The sequence below is a fragment of the Streptomyces spinosisporus genome (genome assembly GCF_022698145.1).
In the GTDB taxonomy this organism is placed as follows: Bacteria; Actinomycetota; Actinomycetes; order Streptomycetales; family Streptomycetaceae; genus Streptomyces; species Streptomyces spinosisporus.
The window spans coordinates 545598-563540 of the sequence record NZ_JALDAX010000003.1 but is presented as its reverse complement, the minus strand read 5'-3'; the positions used below and the strand labels follow the sequence as shown (position 1 = coordinate 563540).

The following is a 17943-nucleotide window of genomic DNA, read 5'->3' as shown; positions in this document are numbered from 1 at the left end:
GCAGCAAAAAAGTGCAAGGGGCTGCAGAAGTTACCCCGCCGTGACCCCGTGTCGACCGCCGCGAGACCCGTGTTCCCCGGGGTCGAGCGGGGGTTGCCGGGGTTGTGCAAGACTCTGCAAGCTCTTGCCATCCTGCGTCCGCACGGGAATCATCGCCTTGCGGGACGAGGGGCACCGACCAGAACTGAGGGACCGCGATGACGATACGGCCGGTACAGTCCGGTGCCGTGACCACACGGCTTGCGGACATCGCTGCGCAGGCGGGGGTGAGCGAAGCGACCGTCAGCCGCGTCCTCAACGGGAAGCCGGGCGTCGCCGCCACCACCCGTCAGTCCGTGCTCGCCGCCCTCGACGTCCTCGGGTACGAACGCCCGGTGCGTCTGCGGCAGCGCAGCGAGGGCCTGGTGGGCCTGATCACCCCGGAGTTGGAGAACCCGATATTCCCCGCGCTGGCCCAGGTGATCGGCCAGGCCCTGACCCGGCAGGGCTACACCCCGGTCCTCGCGACCCAGACCCCGGGCGGTTCGACCGAGGACGAACTCACCGAGATGCTGGTCGACCGCGGCGTCGCCGGCATCATCTACGTCTCCGGACTGCACGCCGACACCACCGCCGACATGGAGCGCTACGACCGCCTGCGCGCACAGGGCGTTCCGTACGTGCTGGTGGACGGCTTCTCGCCGAAGGTGCAGGCGCCGTTCATCTCCCCCGACGACCGGGCCGCGATGACGCTGGCGGTGACGCATCTGGCGTCGCTCGGACACACCCGGATCGGACTCGCGCTCGGGCCCAAGCGGTTCGTGCCGGTGCAGCGCAAGATCGAGGGCTTCGTCCGCGCGATGCAGGACCAGCTGGGCCTGAGTGCGCAGGAGATCGAGACCGAGCTGGTCCAGCACTCCCTCTACACCCTGGAGGGCGGCCAGGCCGCCGCCACCGCGCTGATCGACCGCAACTGCACGGCGGTGGTGTGCGCGAGCGACATGATGGCGCTCGGTGCGATACGGGCGGCGCGGCAGCACGGCCTCGAAGTCCCGCGCGAGATCTCGGTGGTGGGCTTCGACGACTCCCCGCTGATCGCCTTCACCGACCCGCCGCTGACGACGATCCGCAAGCCGGTCCCGGCGATGGGGCAGGCGGCGGTGCGCACGTTGCTGGAGGAGATCGGCGGAACGCCTGCGCCGCACAGTGAGTTCGTGTTCATGCCCGAGCTGGTGGTGCGCGGTTCGACCGCTTCGGCACCTGGGGACCGGAATCGTCCCTAGGGCGGAGAATGCGGGGCCCTGCGCCGTGCGCTGGTAGGAGGCCGGGGCCTTCCGCCGTCGTAGGACATGCGCTTCGAACCCGACCGAGGGATGATCGGTGGGCGAAGGCGTTTCTGGCAGACTTTGTGCCTATGGGTGACTCGACCGTGACCAGTCTGGAAGACCGTGGACATACGGCCGCTCCTGACTCCCTCACGGCCGCGGACCGACCGGGTTTTCTGCGCCGGCTGCGCACCCCGCGCCGACCCCGCCTCTGGTTCGAGATCGTTCTGATCGCGGTGAGTTACTGGACCTACTCGCTCATCCGCAACGCGGTTCCGGAGCAGCGCCACGACGCGCTGCGCAATGCCGACTGGCTGTGGCGGATGGAGCACCATCTCGGCATCGCCGTCGAGGAGTCGGTCAACCACGCGGTGAACTCGGTGACTTGGCTGATCGTCGGCATGAACTACTACTACGCAACGCTGCACTTCGTGGTGACGCTGGGCGTGCTGGTGTGGCTCTACCGATGGCACCCGGGCCGCTACGCGGCGACACGACTGGTGCTGTTCGCGACCACGGGCGTGGCCCTGGTCGGCTACTACCTGTGTCCGCTGGCACCGCCGCGGCTGATGACCGGCAGCACCTTCGTCGACACGGTCATGGTCCACCAGACCTGGGGCTCGATGGCCTCCGGCGATCTGAAGCACATGTCGAACCAGTACGCCGCGATGCCGTCCATGCACATCGGGTGGTCGGTGTGGTGCGGGCTGACGATCTTCTTCCTGGCCAGGGCGCCCTGGGCGCGGGTGCTCGGCCTTCTCTACCCGATGGCGACACTGACCGTCATCGTGGCGACGGCCAACCACTTCTGGCTCGACGCGGTGGGCGGACTGCTGTGCCTCGCCTTCGGCTTCGCGGTGGCCCGCCTCTGGTACGGCCGCCTGCCGTACGCCCTGCCCCGCATGCCGGCACCCGCTCGACCCGCTCCGTCACCGAAGGTCTACGCGCCGTAGAACGGCTCACCGAAGACCTACGCGCCGTAGAACAGCTCCTCCACCACGGTCCGGGCCCGTCGCGTGGAGCGGCGGTAGGCGTCGAGCATGTCGCCGACGTGGCCGTCGGCGAAGCCCAAGTAGCGGCCGACCGCGGCCAGTTCGCGCACGTCCGACGGGAAGGTGTCGCCGGCCCGGCCGCGCACCAGCATCACGGCGTTGCGCACGCGCGTGGCGAGCACCCAGGCCTCGTCCAGGGTCGCCGCGTCCTCGGCGGAGATCAGCTCGGCCGCGCACGCCGCCGCCAGGGCCTCGCGGGTACGGGTCGTCCGCAGCCCCGGCTCGGCCCATCCGTGCTGCATCTGCAGCAGCTGGACGGTCCACTCGACGTCGGACAGGCCCCCGGGCCCCAGCTTGGAGTGCAGCTTGGGGTCGGCGCCGCGCGGCAGCCGCTCGGACTCCATGCGGGCCTTCAGCCGCCTGATCTCCCGTACGGCGTCCTCCCCGAGCCCCTCGGCGGGGTAGCGCAGCGGGTCGATCAGCTCGACGAAGCGGCGGCCCAGGTCCTCGTCGCCGGCGACGGGCTCGGCCCGCAGCAGCGCCTGTGACTCCCAGACCAGGGACCAGCGGCGGTAGTACGCCTCGTAGGACTTGAGGGTGCGCACGAGGGGCCCCGACTTGCCCTCGGGGCGCAGGTCGGCGTCGATCAGCAGCGGCGGGTCCGCGCTCGGGATCTGCAGCAGCCGCCGCATCTCGGAGACGACCTTGTTCGCGGCATCGGCGGCCGTTCGCTCGTCGACGCCCTCCAGCGGCTCGTGCACGAAGAGCACGTCGGCGTCGGAGCCGTAGCCCAGTTCGTGCCCGCCGAAGCGGCCCATGCCGATGATTGCGAAGCGGGTCGGCAGGGTGTCGCCCCAGCTCTCGCGCACCACCGCGCGCAGCGTGCCCGCGAGCGTCGCCGCCGTCAGGTCGGAGATCGCGCCGCCGACCCGGTCCACCAGGCTGCCCTCGTCGGCCTCGGCGGGCTGGGTCTCGGTGCCGTAGGAGCCGACGATGTCGGACGCGGCCGTGCGGAACAGCTCCCGGCGGCGTACGCCGCGGGCCGCGGTGACGGCCTGCTCCGCGTTCTGGGCGCGGCGCACGGCGGCGAGGATCTCCTGCTCCAGCTGCTCCCGGCCGCGCGGTTCGAGGCCGCCGCCGTCCCCGCCGCCGTCGCCGAGCAGGGCCACCGCCTCCGGGGCGCGCATCAGCAGGTCGGGGGCGAGGCGGCCGGCGGACAGCACGCGCGCGAGGTTCTCGGCGGCGGCGCCCTCGTCCCTGAGCAGCCGCAGGTACCAGGGCGTCTTGCCGAGCGCGTCCGAGACCTTGCGGAAGTTGAGCAGGCCCGCGTCCGGGTCGGCGGAGTCCGCGAACCAGCCGAGCAGGACCGGCAGCAGGGTGCGCTGGATGGCCGCCTTCCGGGTGACGCCCGAGGCCAGCGCCTCCAGGTGGCGCAGGGCCGCGGCCGGGTCGGCGTACCCGAGCGCGACCAGCCGCTCGCGGGCCGCCTCGGCGCTCAACCTGGCCTCGCCGGGGGCGAGTTGGGCGACCGCGTCGAGCAGCGGGCGGTAGAAGAGCTTCTCGTGCAGTCGGCGTACGACGGAGGCGTGGCGGCGCCACTCGCGGTTCAGCTCGGCGACCGGGTCGACGCGCAGGCCGAGCGAGCGACCGATGCGGCGCTGGTCGGCCTCGTCCTCGGGGACGAGATGGGTGCGGCGCAGCCGGTAGAGCTGGATGCGGTGCTCCATGGAGCGCAGGAAGCGGTAGGCCTCGTCGAGCTGCACGGCGTCGGCGCGGCCCACGTAGCCGCCCGCCGCCAGCGCCTGCAGCGCGTTCAGCGTGGTGCCGCTGCGCAGGCCCGCGTCCGCGCGGCCGTGCACCAACTGCAGCAGCTGTACGGCGAATTCGACGTCCCTGAGGCCTCCGGGGCCGAGCTTCAGCTCGCGGTCGACCTCGGCGACGGGGATGTTCTCCACGACGCGGCGGCGCATCTGCTGGACGTCGACGACGAAGTTCTCGCGCTCGGCGGCCTTCCAGACGAGGGGTTCGAGGGCGGCGACGTACTCCTCGCCGAGCTCGATGTCGCCGGCCACCGGGCGGGCCTTGAGCAGGGCCTGGAACTCCCAGGTCTTGGCCCAGCGCTGGTAGTAGGCGACATGGCTGGAGAGGGTGCGCACCAGCGGGCCGTTCCTGCCCTCGGGCCGCAGATTGGCGTCGACGGGCCAGATCGAGCCCTCGACGGTGGTCTCGGAACAGATCCGCATCATGTGCGAGGCGAGCCGGGTGGCGGCCCGCAGCGCCTTGTCCTCGTCCGCGCTGTCGACGGCCTCGCCGACGAAGATCACGTCGACGTCGGAGACGTAGTTGAGCTCGTGGCCGCCGCACTTGCCCATCGCGACCACCGCGAGGCGGCACATCGCGGCGTCCTCGGGGGCGGCGGCGCTTGCGATCGCCAGGGCTGCGCGCAGGGTGGCGGTGGCGAGGTCGGCGAGTTCGGCGGCGTTCTCGGCGATGTCGGTGGTGCCGCACACGTCGCGGGCGGCGATGGACAGCAGACAGCGGCGGTAGGCGACGCGCAGGGAGACGGGGTCGGTGGCCTCGGCGAGCCCCCGCTCGAACTCCTCGACGCCCGGGTGCAGGTCCCGCGGCTCGTAGGTGACCAGGGCCTCCCAGTCGCGCGGGTGGCGGTGCAGGTGGTCGCCGAGCGCGGCGGAGGCGCCGAGCACTCCGAGCAGCCGGTCGCGCAGCGGCTTGGCCGCTATCAGCGTGTCCAGCAGTTCGTGGCGCGCGGTGGGTCCGGGCTGCGCCTCCAGGAGCCGTACGAGCCCGAGCAGCGCGAGATCCGGGTCGGCGGTCGCCCCCAGCGCCTCCAGCAGGACCGGGTCGTCGCGCACATGCATGAGCTCCACACTGTCCAGCAGCCGCTCGGCGGCCGAGGGATCGGTGAATCCGTGCCGCAGCAGCCGCGTAAAGGTACTGCTCCTGCGCCCCGGCGCGCTCATCCCCGTCCTCCTGTTCGAACCCTCGGACCAAGGTCGTACTGCCGAGAGCCTAGCCGCTGACGGGGGCGGGGGCGCCTGGGCGGGAGGGGTGTCTCAGCGGGTGAGCGGTGCTGGGGTGGGGGCGGGAGGGCCTGGGCGCTGGGAGCGTGGTTCTTGGTGGGTACGGCGGCTGAAGGTGTGGCCTGTCGGCCGGGCGGGGGCGGGGTGGTTGGCGCCGTGGGGGGGTGGCGTACGGGGCCGGGGCTGTTGGCGCCGTGGGCGGTGACGTACGGGGCCGGGGCATTTGGCGCCGTGGGCGGTGACGTATGGGACGTCCAGGCACGTGGCGCGTGGGTGCGGGAGTGCGGGCGCCTGCACGGAACGCCGCCTCAGCGGATGAGCACCGCCGTGGCCGGGTGGGACGGGCCGGGAGGACCCGGTCGCCGGGAGCCCGACCGGGGAAGGCGATGGCGTTTGGCGCGGTGCGCGAGTGCGGGCGCCTGCACGGAACGCCGCCTCAGCGGATGAGCACCGCCGTGGCCGGGCGGGGCGGGGCCAGGAGGACCCAGTCGCGGGGAGCCCTGCCGGGGAAGGCGATGCCGTCAGGCGCGCGAGTGTGGGCGTCTGCGCGGAACGCCGTATTAGCGGGTGTGTTCCACCGTTGCCGGGCGGGACGACGGGGCCAGGAAGACCCGGTCGCCGGGAGCCCGGCCGGGGAAGGCGGTGTCGTTTGGCGCGGGTGGCGCGAGTGTGGGCGTCTGCGCGAGCGTCGTTTCAGCGGGTGAGGATCAGTGTGGCCGGGCGGGATGGGTCCAGGAGGGGCTGGGCGTTGGGGAGCGGGGTGGTGTGGTCGGTGGGGATCGCGATCGAGGGGGTGTGTCGGTCGGCCAGGGGGAGGAGGATCTGGTGGACGGTGCCGGGGTGGGCGGTGCCGGGGGTGGTGGCGTACTGGATGTTCAGGCAGAGGGCGCGGAGGCGGGTGAGGGCGGACGTCACGTCCGTGCCCCGTTCGATGTCCGGCAGGGTGGCCCGGCGGGGTGTGTCCGGGTCGAGGTGCGTGCACGCGTGCGTGGTGGGCGGTGGGACACGCTGTCCGGGCCCACCCCCGTGGGGCCCGGACAGCGTGAGTCGGGTGAGGTCGCCCGGCGCGTTGCCGGTGGCATCGACGCGGATCGTGTCGCGGCGCAGCCATTGCAGGTGGTGACCGTCGAGACCGGCCCGTACCCAGCTCGCGGTGTCGACGAGGAATCCTGTCTCGACGGGTTGCTCCTCGGGCGGCAACTGCCGGGTCGGGCGTTCGAGCGAGGCCCGTTTCGTGCGGGACTCGGGCCAGTGCCGCAGCACGACCAGCAGCCGGTCACCGGGCCGGGCGAACCGGTACGCGCGGCCCGCCGTCACCGGGTGCGTCCCGGCCGGCGTGACCGCCGCGCGCGAGGCACCGTGGATCGCTATGTCGCCACGGGCGCCGAAGGTGAAGCCGACGGCCGAGAACGCCTTCTCCCCGGATGCCGACTCGGCGGACGCTCCGTCGCAGCCGGTGGCCAGCAGGACGGTGGTCAGAGCGCCGGCGCCCGCGGCGCATATGGGGTGCATGTGCATGAGGTGCATGGGGTGCCTCCGTCGGACCCGACGGCCGGAGCAGCCGTACGAGTCGAGGGTGCGCGCAGCAACGCCCCGCGCCCATTCGTCATTTGACGAATCCCGCACCGCCGGACGCCCGACGGGCCTACATTCCGAGGAGGCCGAAGTCCGGCCCCGGGAGGCCGACATGACCACGGCACAGACCCATCTGCGGCGCATGGCGGACGTGTTGGACGAGGCCCGGCACGATCCCTCGGACGAGGTGCCCCCCGTATCCCTGCTCCTCGGCCTGCAACGCCTCATCCCCTGCGACTGCGCCTGCTTCTCCGAACTGGACGTCCCGACCCGGATCCACGTCAACGAGCAGGAGACGCCGTACGACGACTGGGGCGACGTGGGCGGCGACGCGACACTGGAGGGCTACTGGCGCTGGCGGCATCAGCATCTGCAGTGCGTGGAGGTCGCGCGAGTGCACGTCAGCCCCCAGGTCACGCAGATGACCGACTTCATGTCCCTGCGCGAGCTCATGCACCTGCCGATCTACACGGAGCACCTGCGCCCCTTCAAGTGCATCGCCGCCGTCGCCCTGCCCACGGCCCCGGCCCGTACCCGCGTCTACCAGTTCTTCCGCCAGGACCCGAAGCCGTTCACCGACCACGAGATGACCACGCTCCGCCTGATGGCCCCGCACCTGTACGCCATCTACCAGGAGGCCGCCCTCCGACGCCGTCCCCCGGTCCGGCTGACCCACCGTGAACTCGACGTCCTGCGCTGCCTCGCCCGCGGCATGAGCACCCCGCAGATCGCCGCACAGCTCGCCGTGACCCCCGGCACCGTCCGCAAGCACCTGGAGAACGCCTTCGGCCGCCTCGGTGTATCCAGTCGTACGGCGGCGGTGGCCCGGGTCTTCCCCGAGGCCGTGACCGTCTGACCCGGATGGCCGGGTTGACCGGGCGGCCGGGCAGCCGGGCAGCCGGGCAGCCGATGAGTTCCCGCTCCGGCCGCAGTCACCCCTTGGTACGGATCTTCGGCACGAGGAGGACGGCCCATGTCGGACGACAACACCCCGCAGACCCGTCTCGACACCCGCTACAGCTCCCCGGGGGCGACCGCGACCGGCTGGCCGGAGGCCGAGGCGCGGATCGCGGAGGCCGAGCTGTTCTGGATTGCGACGGTACGGCCGGACGGGCGGCCGCATGTGACGCCGCTGCCCGCGGTGTGGGCGCACGGCGCGCTGCACTTCGGCACCGGGCCGAAGGAGCGCAAGGCGCGCAACCTCGCGGCGAACCCGCACGTCACGCTCACGACCGGCACCAACACCTGGGACAAGGGCTACGACCTGGTGGTGGAGGGCGAGGCGGTGCGGGTCACCGACGAGGACAGGCTGCGTGAGCTGGCCGCCGCGTGGGAGGCGAAGTACGGCAGCTTCTGGCACTTCGAGGTGCGGGACGGCGCGTTCCATCACGGCCCCGGACACGCGTTCGTCTTCTCGGTGGCGCCGCGCACCGTTTTCGGTTTCGGTAAGGGGGAGCCCTTCAGCCAGACACGGTGGCGCTTCACCTGAATGACCGACGTACGACGAAGGAGTCGTTCCATGGACATGAGTCTCGAAGTGCTGTTGATGCCCGTCTCGGACGTGGACCGGGCCAAGGAGTTCTACCGGGACAAGGTCGGCTTCCATGTGGACCTGGACGGCGAGGTGATGCCGGGCGTACGGATCGTGCAGCTGACGCCGCCCGGCTCGGGCTGCTCCATCGCGCTCGTCGACGGCCTGGAGGTGCCGACCGGCACGCCGCGGCCGGGGACGTACCACGGCATGCAGCTGTGCGTGACGGACGCGAAGGCCGCCTACGAGGAGCTGACCGCGCGCGGCCTCGACGTCACCGAGCCGCAGCAGTTCGCGCCCCAGGACGGCGCCACCTTCATGTACTTCAAGGACCCGGACGGCAACGGCTGGGCGATCCAGGAGTACCGGCGCCGTGAGTCCGAGCCACTGCACAAGGTGCTGGCCGAACAGGCCGGCCGGGAGGAGTAGCCGAGGCCGCCACGGCCCGCTGGGTACAAGAAGCGCGTGAAGGGCCTGCCGAAGGACGCGCCGTGGCGGTCCCGGCCGACGGCACGGGGCCGTCACGCCGCATCAGTACGGCGTCGGTGTCTCCCGCGTATGTCGGCTGACCGCGCGCACCGGGGCGCCGGGCACGGCACAGTGGAGGCATGAGCGCAGACGTCGGCAGGACGATGGCCGGAGCCCGTGTGATGCCCCGGCTGCCCGCGCAGGACCTGGAGCGGGCGCGGCGGTTCTACTCCGAGAAGCTCGGGCTCGACCCCGTCGACGAGCGGCCCGGCGGGCTGCTCTACCGGACCGCCGGCACGGAGTTCGTGGTGTTCCGCTCCACGGGGGCCTCGCCCGGGACCTTCACACAGATGGCGTGGGAGGTCGACGACCTGGACGCGGTGGTGGCCGAACTCCGGCGCCGTGGCGTGCGGTTCGAGGACGTCGACGTTCCCGGTCTGCGTACCGTGGACGGCATCACCGAGGTGCAGGGCCACTACCCGAGCAAGGGCGCCCGCGCCGAACGCGCCGCCTGGTTCCGCGACAGCGAGGGCAATCTGATGGGCATCGGACAGCCACTGCGCTGAGCCGTCCCGGGGGCGGGAGGGATGCCACCTCTTAGACTCCATGCCTGTGGCACACAGTTTCGATGATCTTGTGACGATGCAGCGCGCCGTCGACCGGGCGAACGCGCACGTCCTGGCCCTCCGCGACGAGTACGGCCGACCGGCCGACGAGACCGGCTGGAGCGACGAGCAGACGGAGGCCTACGACCAGGCATGGCGGAAGTGGCGCGAGCTCGCCGCGGACGTGCAGGCCGCGATCACCGCGTACGCGAAGGACGAGGGGGAGCCCCGCTTCACCGTCGAGGCCCAACTGCGCAGAACGGTCCGCCACCCGGAGCCGGTCGAAGGCTGACGTCACCACACCACCGGCCCCGCTCCGCCCTTACAGCACCGGCAGGTTCTTCTTCAGCTCGAAGGCCGTCACCTCGGAGCGGTACTCGTGCCACTCCGCCTGCTTGTTGCGCAGGAAGTGACGTCGGCACGGAGCGACCTCGTGCGATCGACGTTGGCGCAGTGTCGGCCTCTGGTCGGATAGTCGTCATTGGTCGTTGTTGGTCGCTGTGGGCCACCCTTCGACGGCCCACAGACGGCCCCGACGGCCCGCCCCGAAATGCGAGATCAGAGACCCGGACAGTCCGTCCGGGTCTCTTCGTGTCCGGCCCCTCAGTCTCGTACTAGCACGTGTCGGCTGCAATGCCGACTACCCGCTTTGTGGCCCGCTCTGTACCGTGAAACGGGCCCCCACAACCAGCAGGAGGCAGCACGTAATGCGTGGTCTTGGAGATCACCTCAGCATCGGCGAACGCATCGCGTTCTACCGGAAGCGTCGCGGCTACACGCAAGAGGTGCTCGCCGGTCTGGTCGGGCGTAGCACAGACTGGTTGGCAAAGATCGAGACGGGGCGTCGGAAGCCTCCCCGGATCGACATGCTCGCGGAGCTGTCGCGCATCCTGCGCGTGCCCCTCGGGGACCTGCTCGGACAGACCGTGCTCATGGAGGACGAGAAGCAGCAGGACGACGTTCCGGCCGTGCGCGACGCGCTCATGAGCCCGCGCCGACTGTCTCGTCTGCTCTTCGGCCCCGAGGCTGAGGTGCAGCTCCCCACACCTGCACCCGTGGCCGTACGTGTGGAGCAAGCATGGAATGACTACCAGGGCGGGCGGCTGGGTAGTGTCATCGCCGCGCTTCCCGCGCTCCTCCAGACTGCGCAGGAGCTGGAGGAGCGAGCCGCACGGCGCGGCGAAGACCGTAACGACTGCTGGGCAGTCTCGGCCCGTACCCACCACCTCGCTGCAACGACCCTCGCGAAGATCGGCGAATCGGACATCTCATGGCTCGCTGCCGAGCGCGCGATGCGTGCCGCAGACGAGTCTGACGACCCGCTCGTGTTGGCGTCCGCCGCACGCTCCGGCACGCACGCCCTACTGGCCAACGGCCGATACGACGATGCGTTGGAGCTGGGTAACACGGCCGCCGCGTGGCTCTCGTCTCAGGTGACCGACAACGACCCGGCGGCACTGAGTCTGCTGGGGATGATTCACCTACGGGCCGCTGTCGCAGCGGCCCGCCACCCGGACCGGCCCACCGCAACCAGCCTGCTGAATCGAGCCGAGGAACTGGCGGATGACCTCGGCTCAGATGAGAACTACTGGCAAACCGGCTTCGGCCCCACGAACGTCCTCCTCCATCGCCTGTCGATTGAGCTGGATCTCGACAACGTGTCGTATGTGGTGGAACACGGCCGGATCAATGTCGACCACATGCCCCAGGAGCGCAGCGTGTCGCACCGCATCGACTTCGCGCGCGCTCTCTCACTCAACGGCCAGGGCGACGAAGCGTTCACGGAGCTCCGCACGGCTGAACGCACGTCACCGCAGCTCGTACGCAACAATCCGAGGGTGCGCGAGACGCTGCGGGATCTGATCAAACAATCCCCGGTCACCGGTGGCTCGCGATCGTCCGAGGTGTTCGTGATGGCTCAACGGTGCAGGGCGGTGCAGTGAGTTCAGGCAAGCGTGGGGTGCTCGGAGTCGTCGGGTCGGCGGCCGGAGGCGTAGAGGCATTGCGCACCGGCCTCGTTGAGCCCGCGTTGGAGCGCGGATGGCGGGTGGCCGTGACCCTGACCCCGACCGCCGGTCAGTGGCTGCGGATGAGTGGCGAGGTCGAGCAGCTGGAGAAGCTGACGGGCCTGCCTGTGCGCGATGAACCGCGATTGCCTGGCGAGGCCCGACCGCATCCGCCGGTTGACTGCTACGTGGTAGTCCCTGCGTCGGCCAACATGGTGGCCAAGCTCGCCACGGGCCTGATGGACAACCAGGCGCTGACGCAGGTGGGCGAGGCAATCGGCACCATCGGTTTGCCAGTAGTCGTCTTCCCTCGGGTGAACGCGGCGCACGCTCGTCACCCGGCATGGCAGCAGCACATTGAGACCCTCAAGGCGGGAGGCGTGCGCATCGTCTCGGGCCCGGATGTATGGCCACTGTACGAGCCGCGCGAGGCGTCGGCGGGGCGTGACCTCCCCTGGGCGGCAGTGCTGGACGCCGTGGACGAAGTCACCAGGTGACGAGCCGTCAACCCTCCTGACCTGCAAGGAAAGAGGACCCGGACACTCTGTCCGGGTCCTCTGCCGTTCACGGCTCCATGCTCATTGGCATGTCAGGGATCAATGAGCGAAGCGGCGAGATGGACGGCATGACTCCTGCTGAACTTGCTTTGGTCAAAGCGAGTTTGAGGGATGCCCGCGTCAAGGTCGAGCGACTACTGAGGCGCGCGGACGAACTCACGGCGAAGGTGGAGTCTCGCTACCCACAAGCCGCTCAAGCCGGTCAAGCCGCTCCCCGAGCAAATGGAGAGCGTCATGAATCGTGCTGAGCTCTGCGGCCAGGGCCGCGAAAGCGGGACTGCTCCCCGGCTCGGTGCCGAGTGGTACCGCAGGATCACGGACGAACGTCCCGCGTCCCTGCTGGGTGAGAATCAGTCCTTCGTCACGGAGTTGGCCATACGCGCTCTGAACGGTCATGAGCTGTACACCAAGTTCCTTGGCGAGCGCCCGAGCTGCTGGGAGCCGGTCCCCCGCGTCGTACTCGCGATCGGGGCCCGTGATCTTCTCGCGGAACCGCGCGGCAATCTCCTTGGCCGTGGGCGTGGGCTTGGGCACTTCGGGGCTCTGATCCATACCCCCGAGAGTAACCGGACCTAGGTCAATCTCTCTCCCTTCTGCCGCACCCGCTTGACAGTCAGATTGACATGGGTCAATCTGAACTTACGCCGCCGTGCAAGGCCCGAAAGGGCTTCTCCGGCCGTGCAGTGCCCGGAAGCAAGGCCCGGATTCCGCACTGCGAAGAACTCAACAGTGTGCCGACCCAGCCACCTGAACACGGGTGGTCGATGGGTGCGAGTCACCACCTCGACCGCCCATGTCGGGCTGGGTGACCTGCCCGGATCTGCCTTCAAGGGGGATCTGGCACTGCGTGATCAGTCATCCGTAGAACCTTCCGCGGCACTTGCCGCGATTCGTGAAACAGCCTCTTCGCCGCGTACACCGCGGCGGCCGGTTGCCTCCGTCGCTCGTCTCGCACGAGCGGCGCTGAGGGGAGCCGGATGTTCCGACTTCAACGGCGCGCGCCCCCGGAGCGGCAACTCCGGGGGCGCTGTAGGGCCGTTCCCCTGCTGAAAGGAACCACGACCCATGAGCCCCATCGTCACTGTTCAGGAAGCTGTTACCGCGTTCGCCGACTGGATCGAACCGACGGACGCTGAGCTGGACGCGATCGAGCAGGAGTTGCCCGCGATCCTCGCGGACGTCGACCTGCTGGACGCACAGATCATCACCCTCGACCGGGCACCGAACGAGCTGGACGCCCGGCGCATCCGCCGTGCCCACCGCCGCGTGCTCGCGGAGCGGCGCACGCTGGCCAACCGCACGGCAGCGGGCGGTGCGGCATGAGTGCCACGCCATCCCCGCGCGGCTGGGAGCTCCTGCTCGTCATGGCGGGCGCCCTCGCTGCGATGACCGGCACGACGGCCGCGTACGTCACGCACGACCACGTGTGGCGCTACCTGGTCGTGGCCGGTTGCTTCGTGCAGTGCATTGGTTGGGTGCGCCACGGCTGCCGCCAGAGGGGCGGTGCGCGATGAATCGCACGGGCCGCATCCTGCTCGTGGGCGCGCTGGTCGTCGTGGTCGGTATGGCGTTTCGGGTCTCCTGGAACGCGCTGCGCGACATCGCCAACGCGATCGGCGCGGACCACACCGCCGCCACCCTCTACCCGTTCGTGGTCGACGGTCTGATGGCGCTCGCGCTGGTCGCCACGCTCGTCCTGGTCGGCCGTGACCGCACCTTCGCGCTGCGGGTGTTGGGCACCTACACCGCTGCCTCGCTGGTCCTCAACTACGTGCACGGCCTGGTCCCCGCGCTGCACGGAGCCACGGTCGACTGGGGACGGTTGGCCGACTGGGACCCCGCCAACTGGGCGCTCGTCCTGCTGGCCACGTCGCTTCCGGTCGGGTCGATCTACTTCGGCTCCGATCTGGTCGCCAAGGTGCTGCACCACCGCCCCGCCCCGATTCCGAGCACGGACACGAATGCGGAGGAATCTACCGAGACCATGATGAATCGGTCTACGGCTGACCTGCCGGAATCGACCCCGGAGCCGATCACCGCGACGGTGGTGCGGCTGCCCGATCCGGTCGACTTCCTCAAGCCCACCGCGCCGCTCAAGCCGGTCCGCGCGCTCGCCCCGATCGAGCCGCCCAAGCCTCGCACGGTGCCTGCTGAGTCGAGTCGAGCCCGGCGGGCAACCTATCGCGTCCCCGAGGCAGCCAAGGCGCCTCGGACCAGGCGCACCCCGGAGCAGTTGCTCACCGAGGCGCGTACCGCGACGGCCGGTTGGCCGGACGCGCAGATCACCGCTGAGGGCATCCGGCGCGAGGTGCGCACCTCGCCCGTCAATGCCCGGATGCTGCGGGACACGCTGCTTGCCGAGCGGGCCGCGTGATGTCGGCCGCGTGGGGCAAGTGCTTCGACCCGAACGGCGCTCGCTACGGCGTGCCCACCTATCCGTGGCGGCTCGCCCCGGACGGGCTGTGCACGCGCCGGCAGTTACGGGCCCAAGGTCTGCGTCCGGGCGGTCAGCCGATCGCCGCGCAGGTCATGCAGATCAACCGGCGGGCCGGAAGCCCGCGCGTGGCCTACCTGTACCGCGAGGACCTGGCGCTGCCGGTCCGGCCGATGACCTCGCGCAAGTGGGGCGCGCTCGCCCTGGCGATGCTGGCCCGCCGCACCTGCCCGTCCTGCCGGATCACCTACGACTACTGCATTTCCCGCCGCTACGGCCTGTGCGGGCTGTGCATCGACGCCAACACCGGTTCCCAGGAAGGCAGTTGTTCATGAAGCCGATGGAGACGCCTCCGGGTGAGTGCCCGCAGTGCTGGCAGCACGCCTACGACAAGAGCATTCACCGCAGGCTGCGTCCCGATGAGGACTGCCTGCCGTGCCTGGACCACATGCGCAACGGCTGCCCGTACTTCGTGCCCAAGCCGAAAAAGAGCTGGTGGTGAGCATGGGCGACCGTTGCCCCGCCGCTCACCCGGACGACCTCACGCCGTGCGTCGGCCCGGTCGTGGTGACGGTGCTGGATGCGGTCAACGCGGGGGCCGACGGGTGCGAGCACCACGGCGCCCGGCTGCTGGCCTCGCTGCACGGCGGTCGCGTTTACCCGCTGCCGGATGCTCCGTCCGGCGCGGCCATCCGCACCTTCAAGGCCGCCGCCACTCTCCGCCCGTTCTGCTGGGTCGACGCACCGTGTGAGCCGTCCCAGCTCAGCGACATCGCCGATCGCGCCCGCGACGGCCACTGACTTGGGAGGTCCCTGGTGGACTCCGACAACCTGCCCGTGCCCGGCGTCATCCGTCTCCCGGATGGCCGCTACGTCTACAACGACACCCCGACCGCCCTCACCCCCGTGCCGCCTCAACAGGTGGCGCCGACGGTGATTCAGCACATCCACCACGCACCGCCGGACCGCACCGTGCAGCGCATCGCACTCGGCTCCGGCGTCGGAGCCGGAGCAGTGGCCGCCGGGGTCTACTTCGGCCCGCTGCTGGTCGGCGTGCTCACAGCGATGGCCGCCAACCTCGCCATCCTCACCCTGCTGGCCGTGGCCATGGCGTGGGGCGTGGTCACCGTCGTCCGCTCGATCGGCGGAAGCGACGGCAAGGCCGCCGCCAAGCGGCTGCGTGGACGTTGACCGCCCGCCGCTCAACTCGGAAGCCGTAGACGGCCCGTGGGGCGCTCCAACCCCCTCGCGTGAGGGGTCAGACCCCCGAGGCCGTGAACGGCCGCCCACGGCCCCGCAGAAACGCTGCGTGACCGCATTTTCCGGGCCTCTACGCGCGCGCGTGCGTAGGGCCCCTCTCCCCGGAACGGCGCAACTCCGCAACTTCGCAGGTCAGATGCGGTTGCGGGGGTTCAACCGGCGTTGCCGACGCAACCGGCAGCGTCAACCACCCAAATCGGGCGGGCCGGTGACGCCACGCAACGGCGCACCGGCCCTGATCCACGGTCTTGGAGGACCCTTTCGTGGACTGGAAACAAGCATGGTCGACCACCGCCGCTACGACCAACAGCGCGTTGGATGCGCTCGCGCCGATGTGCGCGCCGTTCGCCGCACGGTGGGACCGTGAGGCAGAGCGACGGGCGCAGCTCCGTACCTCGGACAACTTGAAGGCGCTCATGGTGGCGCAGCGCGAGCACAACTCCGCCCGCTCCACGCATGCGATGGCGCGCAATCAGCGCAGCGCGGCGCGCAAGGCGTCGAACAATCCGCTGTCCGCGACCCGCCGCGCCGCGCGCACTGCCCACAAGGCCGCGCGGCAGCATCACAGCCAGGCGCGCTCGGTGTTGAAGGAGGCGCGGAAGAACTACCCGGCCACCCTCGCGGCCCGCGCGGTGCAGACGCACGTCGCGCACGCGGTGCCGGGCGGGCTCGCCTCGTGGCTGATGACGGAGGCCGCGCACGCGCTCACCGTGTGGCCGGCGTCCATCTCCGCCGGACTGATCGGCCTGAACGCCGCCGGGTTGTGGCTGGGCCGTCGGCAGCCGTCGGCGCGGCTCGATGACGGGATGACCGCGGAGGAGCGGCGCCTGGCCTCTCGACTGGACCCGTCGTTCTGGGTGCAAAACGCGGACGCGCGTGGCCTGGCGGGCACCGTGCCTACCCCGGCCAAGCTCACCCCGGCCGGACTCGTCTCACACGTCCGGCTGGATGGCCGGTGGACGCCCAAGACGTTCCGCGCGAAGGCGGATGAGATCCGGGCCCTGCTCGGGGCGCGCACCGACCTGCGCATGGAGATCACCTCCGGCAGTCACGGCGACCGCGCCACCATCACGCTGCGGACCCGCAGCGCAGCCGACGGCATCGACCTGAGCGGCTGGAAGGCGGGCGAACCGTGGGGCGTCGACACGGTCACGGGCGAGCCGGTCATGGTCCCGCTGGGCCGCCGGATGCTGATTGCGGGCACGTCCGGCTCGGGCAAGAGCTGGTCGACCCGCGCCCTTCTCGCTGAGGCGTCCGAGGCGCCGGATCACCGCCTGGTGGTCATCGATCCCAAGCGGGTGGAGGCGATCAACTGGGAACACCGCGCCCGCACCGCGATCACGATTGATGAGGTGCTGGAGGTCACCGACGAGCTGGTCGCCGAGATGCACGAGCGGCTCGCCCTGGTCCCGCGCGGTCGGGACACGATCGAGATCTCCGAACAGCGGCCCCGGATCACGGTATTCGTGGACGAGGGAGCCGAAGTCATCACCATGGCCCGCAAGAAGCGGGCCAAGGGCAGCGACGGCGAACCGGGCGATCCCGACTGGTCGCAGATCATGGAGAACCTCGGCACGCTGGCCCGCATGGCGCGGGCAACCGAGATCATCCTGATCTGGGCCACGCAGAAGCCCACCATGGACGCCAAGGGCGGCATCGACCCGCAGATCAGCGCCCAGATCACCTACCGGGCCGCCCTCGCCCTCAGCACGTCGGGGGAGTCCCGGGTCGTGTTCGGCGACGACGCCACCGAGAAGGGCTGGCACGCGCACGAACTGCCCATGCCCGGCGTGGCCATGCTGCGCTCCGGACCAAAGGCCAAGCCCCACCCGATCAACACCCGCGCATTCTCCCCCGCCGACGTCATCGCCCTGCCCGACCGACCCATCTGGAAGCGCGGCACCTCCAAGCCAACCCGAAGCACTCTCCGCCTGGTCAAGGAGCCGACCGCCACGGCGGCCGAGTCCGCAGCGACCGGGACGGAGACCAACCGGGACCGGGTGCTGCGAGCCGTGCACGACGGTGCCCGCACCCTGCGGGACGTCACCGACCGGACCGGCATCAACAAGGGCACCGTCTCCCGCGAAATCAAGGCGCTCACCAGCGCGGGAGACCTCCGCAAGAGCGACGACGGAATGCTCCTGCCCGGCAAGGAAGCGGCCTGAGCACC

20 protein-coding genes and 1 pseudogene are annotated in these 17943 nt (G+C 70.6%); 17 read left to right on the top strand and 4 right to left on the bottom strand.

The genetic code is table 11. The annotated features are described in order from the left end of the window. Positions 1–227: 227 nt before the first annotated feature. Both MQN93_RS10785 and MQN93_RS10780 read left to right on the top strand, forming a co-directional pair. Positions 228–1262 carry a LacI family DNA-binding transcriptional regulator gene (locus MQN93_RS10785; protein WP_037782914.1) on the top strand — a complete coding sequence of 345 codons (1035 nt, stop codon included), beginning with the start codon at positions 228–230 and terminating at the stop codon, positions 1260–1262. 131 nt (positions 1263–1393) lie between these two features. Then, entirely contained in the window at positions 1394–2257 is an 864-nt protein-coding gene (locus tag MQN93_RS10780) for a phosphatase PAP2 family protein (protein ID WP_016435699.1), read from the top strand. A 17-nt stretch (positions 2258–2274) separates the two neighbouring features. On the opposite strand, the gene MQN93_RS10775 is transcribed toward MQN93_RS10780, so the two are convergent. Next, positions 2275–5277, bottom strand: coding sequence for a bifunctional [glutamine synthetase] adenylyltransferase/[glutamine synthetase]-adenylyl-L-tyrosine phosphorylase (locus MQN93_RS10775; RefSeq protein WP_242709282.1), 3003 nt, complete (start codon positions 5275–5277; stop codon positions 2275–2277). A 753-nt stretch (positions 5278–6030) separates the two neighbouring features. Further along, positions 6031–6864: a hypothetical protein gene (locus tag MQN93_RS10770; protein ID WP_242709281.1), complete on the bottom strand. Its 834-nt coding sequence runs from the start codon at positions 6862–6864 to the stop codon at positions 6031–6033. 160 nt (positions 6865–7024) lie between these two features. Between MQN93_RS10770 and MQN93_RS10765 the strand changes: the two genes are divergently transcribed. The 5 genes from MQN93_RS10765 (at position 7025) to MQN93_RS10745 (ending at position 9808) form a co-directional block, all read left to right on the top strand. Continuing rightward, positions 7025–7768 (top strand): helix-turn-helix domain-containing protein, encoded by a 744-nt coding sequence (locus MQN93_RS10765; RefSeq protein ID WP_242709280.1) that lies wholly within the window; start codon positions 7025–7027, stop codon positions 7766–7768. A gap of 117 nt (positions 7769–7885) precedes the next feature. Further along, positions 7886–8401: a pyridoxamine 5'-phosphate oxidase family protein gene (locus tag MQN93_RS10760; RefSeq protein ID WP_242709279.1), complete on the top strand. Its 516-nt coding sequence runs from the start codon at positions 7886–7888 to the stop codon at positions 8399–8401. 30 nt (positions 8402–8431) lie between these two features. Further along, entirely contained in the window at positions 8432–8872 is a 441-nt protein-coding gene (locus tag MQN93_RS10755; protein WP_016435694.1) for a VOC family protein, read from the top strand. 179 nt (positions 8873–9051) lie between these two features. Continuing rightward, a complete protein-coding gene (locus tag MQN93_RS10750) occupies positions 9052–9477 on the top strand; it encodes a VOC family protein (protein ID WP_242709278.1) in 426 nt (141 codons plus the stop codon). Between the two features lie 76 nt (positions 9478–9553). Continuing rightward, positions 9554–9808, top strand: coding sequence for a hypothetical protein (locus tag MQN93_RS10745; RefSeq protein ID WP_016435692.1), 255 nt, complete (start codon positions 9554–9556; stop codon positions 9806–9808). Positions 9809–9838: 30 nt separating this feature from the next. Here MQN93_RS10745 and MQN93_RS44365 read toward each other — a convergent pair. After that, a pseudogene (locus MQN93_RS44365) lies at positions 9839–9925 on the bottom strand (glutamine synthetase); the annotation flags it as partial. A 298-nt stretch (positions 9926–10223) separates the two neighbouring features. On the opposite strand from MQN93_RS44365, the gene MQN93_RS10740 reads away from it, so the two are divergent. After that, on the top strand, positions 10224–11459 hold the full coding sequence (locus MQN93_RS10740) for a helix-turn-helix domain-containing protein (RefSeq protein ID WP_242709277.1): 1236 nt from the start codon (positions 10224–10226) through the stop codon (positions 11457–11459). Then, on the top strand, positions 11441–12019 hold the full coding sequence (locus tag MQN93_RS10735; protein WP_308404281.1) for a flavoprotein: 579 nt from the start codon (positions 11441–11443) through the stop codon (positions 12017–12019). The genes MQN93_RS10740 and MQN93_RS10735 overlap by 19 nt, the downstream gene beginning before the upstream one ends. A gap of 216 nt (positions 12020–12235) precedes the next feature. On the opposite strand, the gene MQN93_RS10730 is transcribed toward MQN93_RS10735, so the two are convergent. Then, a complete protein-coding gene (locus MQN93_RS10730) occupies positions 12236–12631 on the bottom strand; it encodes a GntR family transcriptional regulator (protein ID WP_242709275.1) in 396 nt (131 codons plus the stop codon). A gap of 513 nt (positions 12632–13144) precedes the next feature. On the opposite strand from MQN93_RS10730, the gene MQN93_RS10725 reads away from it, so the two are divergent. The 8 genes from MQN93_RS10725 (at position 13145) to MQN93_RS10690 (ending at position 17938) form a co-directional block, all read left to right on the top strand. Next, positions 13145–13402, top strand: a complete 258-nt coding sequence (locus tag MQN93_RS10725) for a DUF6284 family protein (protein ID WP_242709274.1) — start codon at positions 13145–13147, stop codon at positions 13400–13402. Beyond that, entirely contained in the window at positions 13399–13593 is a 195-nt protein-coding gene (locus tag MQN93_RS10720) for a hypothetical protein (RefSeq protein ID WP_242709273.1), read from the top strand. The genes MQN93_RS10725 and MQN93_RS10720 overlap by 4 nt, the downstream gene beginning before the upstream one ends. Further along, positions 13590–14453 (top strand): DUF2637 domain-containing protein, encoded by an 864-nt coding sequence (locus tag MQN93_RS10715; RefSeq protein ID WP_242709272.1) that lies wholly within the window; start codon positions 13590–13592, stop codon positions 14451–14453. Before MQN93_RS10720 ends, MQN93_RS10715 begins: the two co-directional genes overlap by 4 nt. Continuing rightward, the gene (locus MQN93_RS10710) at positions 14453–14848 is read left to right on the top strand and encodes an RRQRL motif-containing zinc-binding protein (protein WP_242709271.1); all 396 of its coding nucleotides are present in this window, start codon (positions 14453–14455) and stop codon (positions 14846–14848) included. The genes MQN93_RS10715 and MQN93_RS10710 overlap by 1 nt, the downstream gene beginning before the upstream one ends. Continuing rightward, complete coding sequence (locus MQN93_RS10705) at positions 14845–15015, top strand: pRL2-8 (RefSeq protein ID WP_372504329.1); 171 nt, start codon at positions 14845–14847, stop codon at positions 15013–15015. Before MQN93_RS10710 ends, MQN93_RS10705 begins: the two co-directional genes overlap by 4 nt. A 2-nt stretch (positions 15016–15017) precedes the next feature. Beyond that, the gene (locus MQN93_RS10700; RefSeq protein ID WP_242709270.1) at positions 15018–15314 is read left to right on the top strand and encodes a hypothetical protein; all 297 of its coding nucleotides are present in this window, start codon (positions 15018–15020) and stop codon (positions 15312–15314) included. 15 nt (positions 15315–15329) lie between these two features. Beyond that, the gene (locus tag MQN93_RS10695) at positions 15330–15704 is read left to right on the top strand and encodes a DUF6251 family protein (protein ID WP_242709269.1); all 375 of its coding nucleotides are present in this window, start codon (positions 15330–15332) and stop codon (positions 15702–15704) included. A 332-nt stretch (positions 15705–16036) separates the two neighbouring features. Beyond that, on the top strand, positions 16037–17938 hold the full coding sequence (locus tag MQN93_RS10690) for an FtsK/SpoIIIE domain-containing protein (protein ID WP_242709268.1): 1902 nt from the start codon (positions 16037–16039) through the stop codon (positions 17936–17938). The last annotated feature ends 5 nt before the right edge of the window (positions 17939–17943 follow it).

Excerpts from the sequence above, each read along its gene's own strand:
- MQN93_RS10780 (WP_016435699.1), top strand. The coding sequence starts at position 1,394 with ATGGGTGACTCGACCGTGACCAGTCTGGAAGACCGTGGACATACGGCC.
- MQN93_RS10775 (WP_242709282.1), bottom strand. The coding sequence starts at position 5,277 with ATGAGCGCGCCGGGGCGCAGGAGCAGTACCTTTACGCGGCTGCTGCGG.
- MQN93_RS10770 (WP_242709281.1), bottom strand. The coding sequence starts at position 6,864 with ATGCACCTCATGCACATGCACCCCATATGCGCCGCGGGCGCCGGCGCT.
- MQN93_RS10765 (WP_242709280.1), top strand. The coding sequence starts at position 7,025 with ATGACCACGGCACAGACCCATCTGCGGCGCATGGCGGACGTGTTGGAC.
- MQN93_RS10760 (WP_242709279.1), top strand. The coding sequence starts at position 7,886 with ATGTCGGACGACAACACCCCGCAGACCCGTCTCGACACCCGCTACAGC.
- MQN93_RS10755 (WP_016435694.1), top strand. The coding sequence starts at position 8,432 with ATGGACATGAGTCTCGAAGTGCTGTTGATGCCCGTCTCGGACGTGGAC.
- MQN93_RS10750 (WP_242709278.1), top strand. The coding sequence starts at position 9,052 with ATGAGCGCAGACGTCGGCAGGACGATGGCCGGAGCCCGTGTGATGCCC.
- MQN93_RS10745 (WP_016435692.1), top strand. The coding sequence starts at position 9,554 with ATGCAGCGCGCCGTCGACCGGGCGAACGCGCACGTCCTGGCCCTCCGC.
- MQN93_RS10740 (WP_242709277.1), top strand. The coding sequence starts at position 10,224 with ATGCGTGGTCTTGGAGATCACCTCAGCATCGGCGAACGCATCGCGTTC.
- MQN93_RS10730 (WP_242709275.1), bottom strand. The coding sequence starts at position 12,631 with ATGGATCAGAGCCCCGAAGTGCCCAAGCCCACGCCCACGGCCAAGGAG.
- MQN93_RS10725 (WP_242709274.1), top strand. The coding sequence starts at position 13,145 with ATGAGCCCCATCGTCACTGTTCAGGAAGCTGTTACCGCGTTCGCCGAC.
- MQN93_RS10720 (WP_242709273.1), top strand. The coding sequence starts at position 13,399 with ATGAGTGCCACGCCATCCCCGCGCGGCTGGGAGCTCCTGCTCGTCATG.
- MQN93_RS10715 (WP_242709272.1), top strand. The coding sequence starts at position 13,590 with ATGAATCGCACGGGCCGCATCCTGCTCGTGGGCGCGCTGGTCGTCGTG.
- MQN93_RS10710 (WP_242709271.1), top strand. The coding sequence starts at position 14,453 with ATGTCGGCCGCGTGGGGCAAGTGCTTCGACCCGAACGGCGCTCGCTAC.
- MQN93_RS10705 (WP_372504329.1), top strand. The coding sequence starts at position 14,845 with ATGAAGCCGATGGAGACGCCTCCGGGTGAGTGCCCGCAGTGCTGGCAG.
- MQN93_RS10700 (WP_242709270.1), top strand. The coding sequence starts at position 15,018 with ATGGGCGACCGTTGCCCCGCCGCTCACCCGGACGACCTCACGCCGTGC.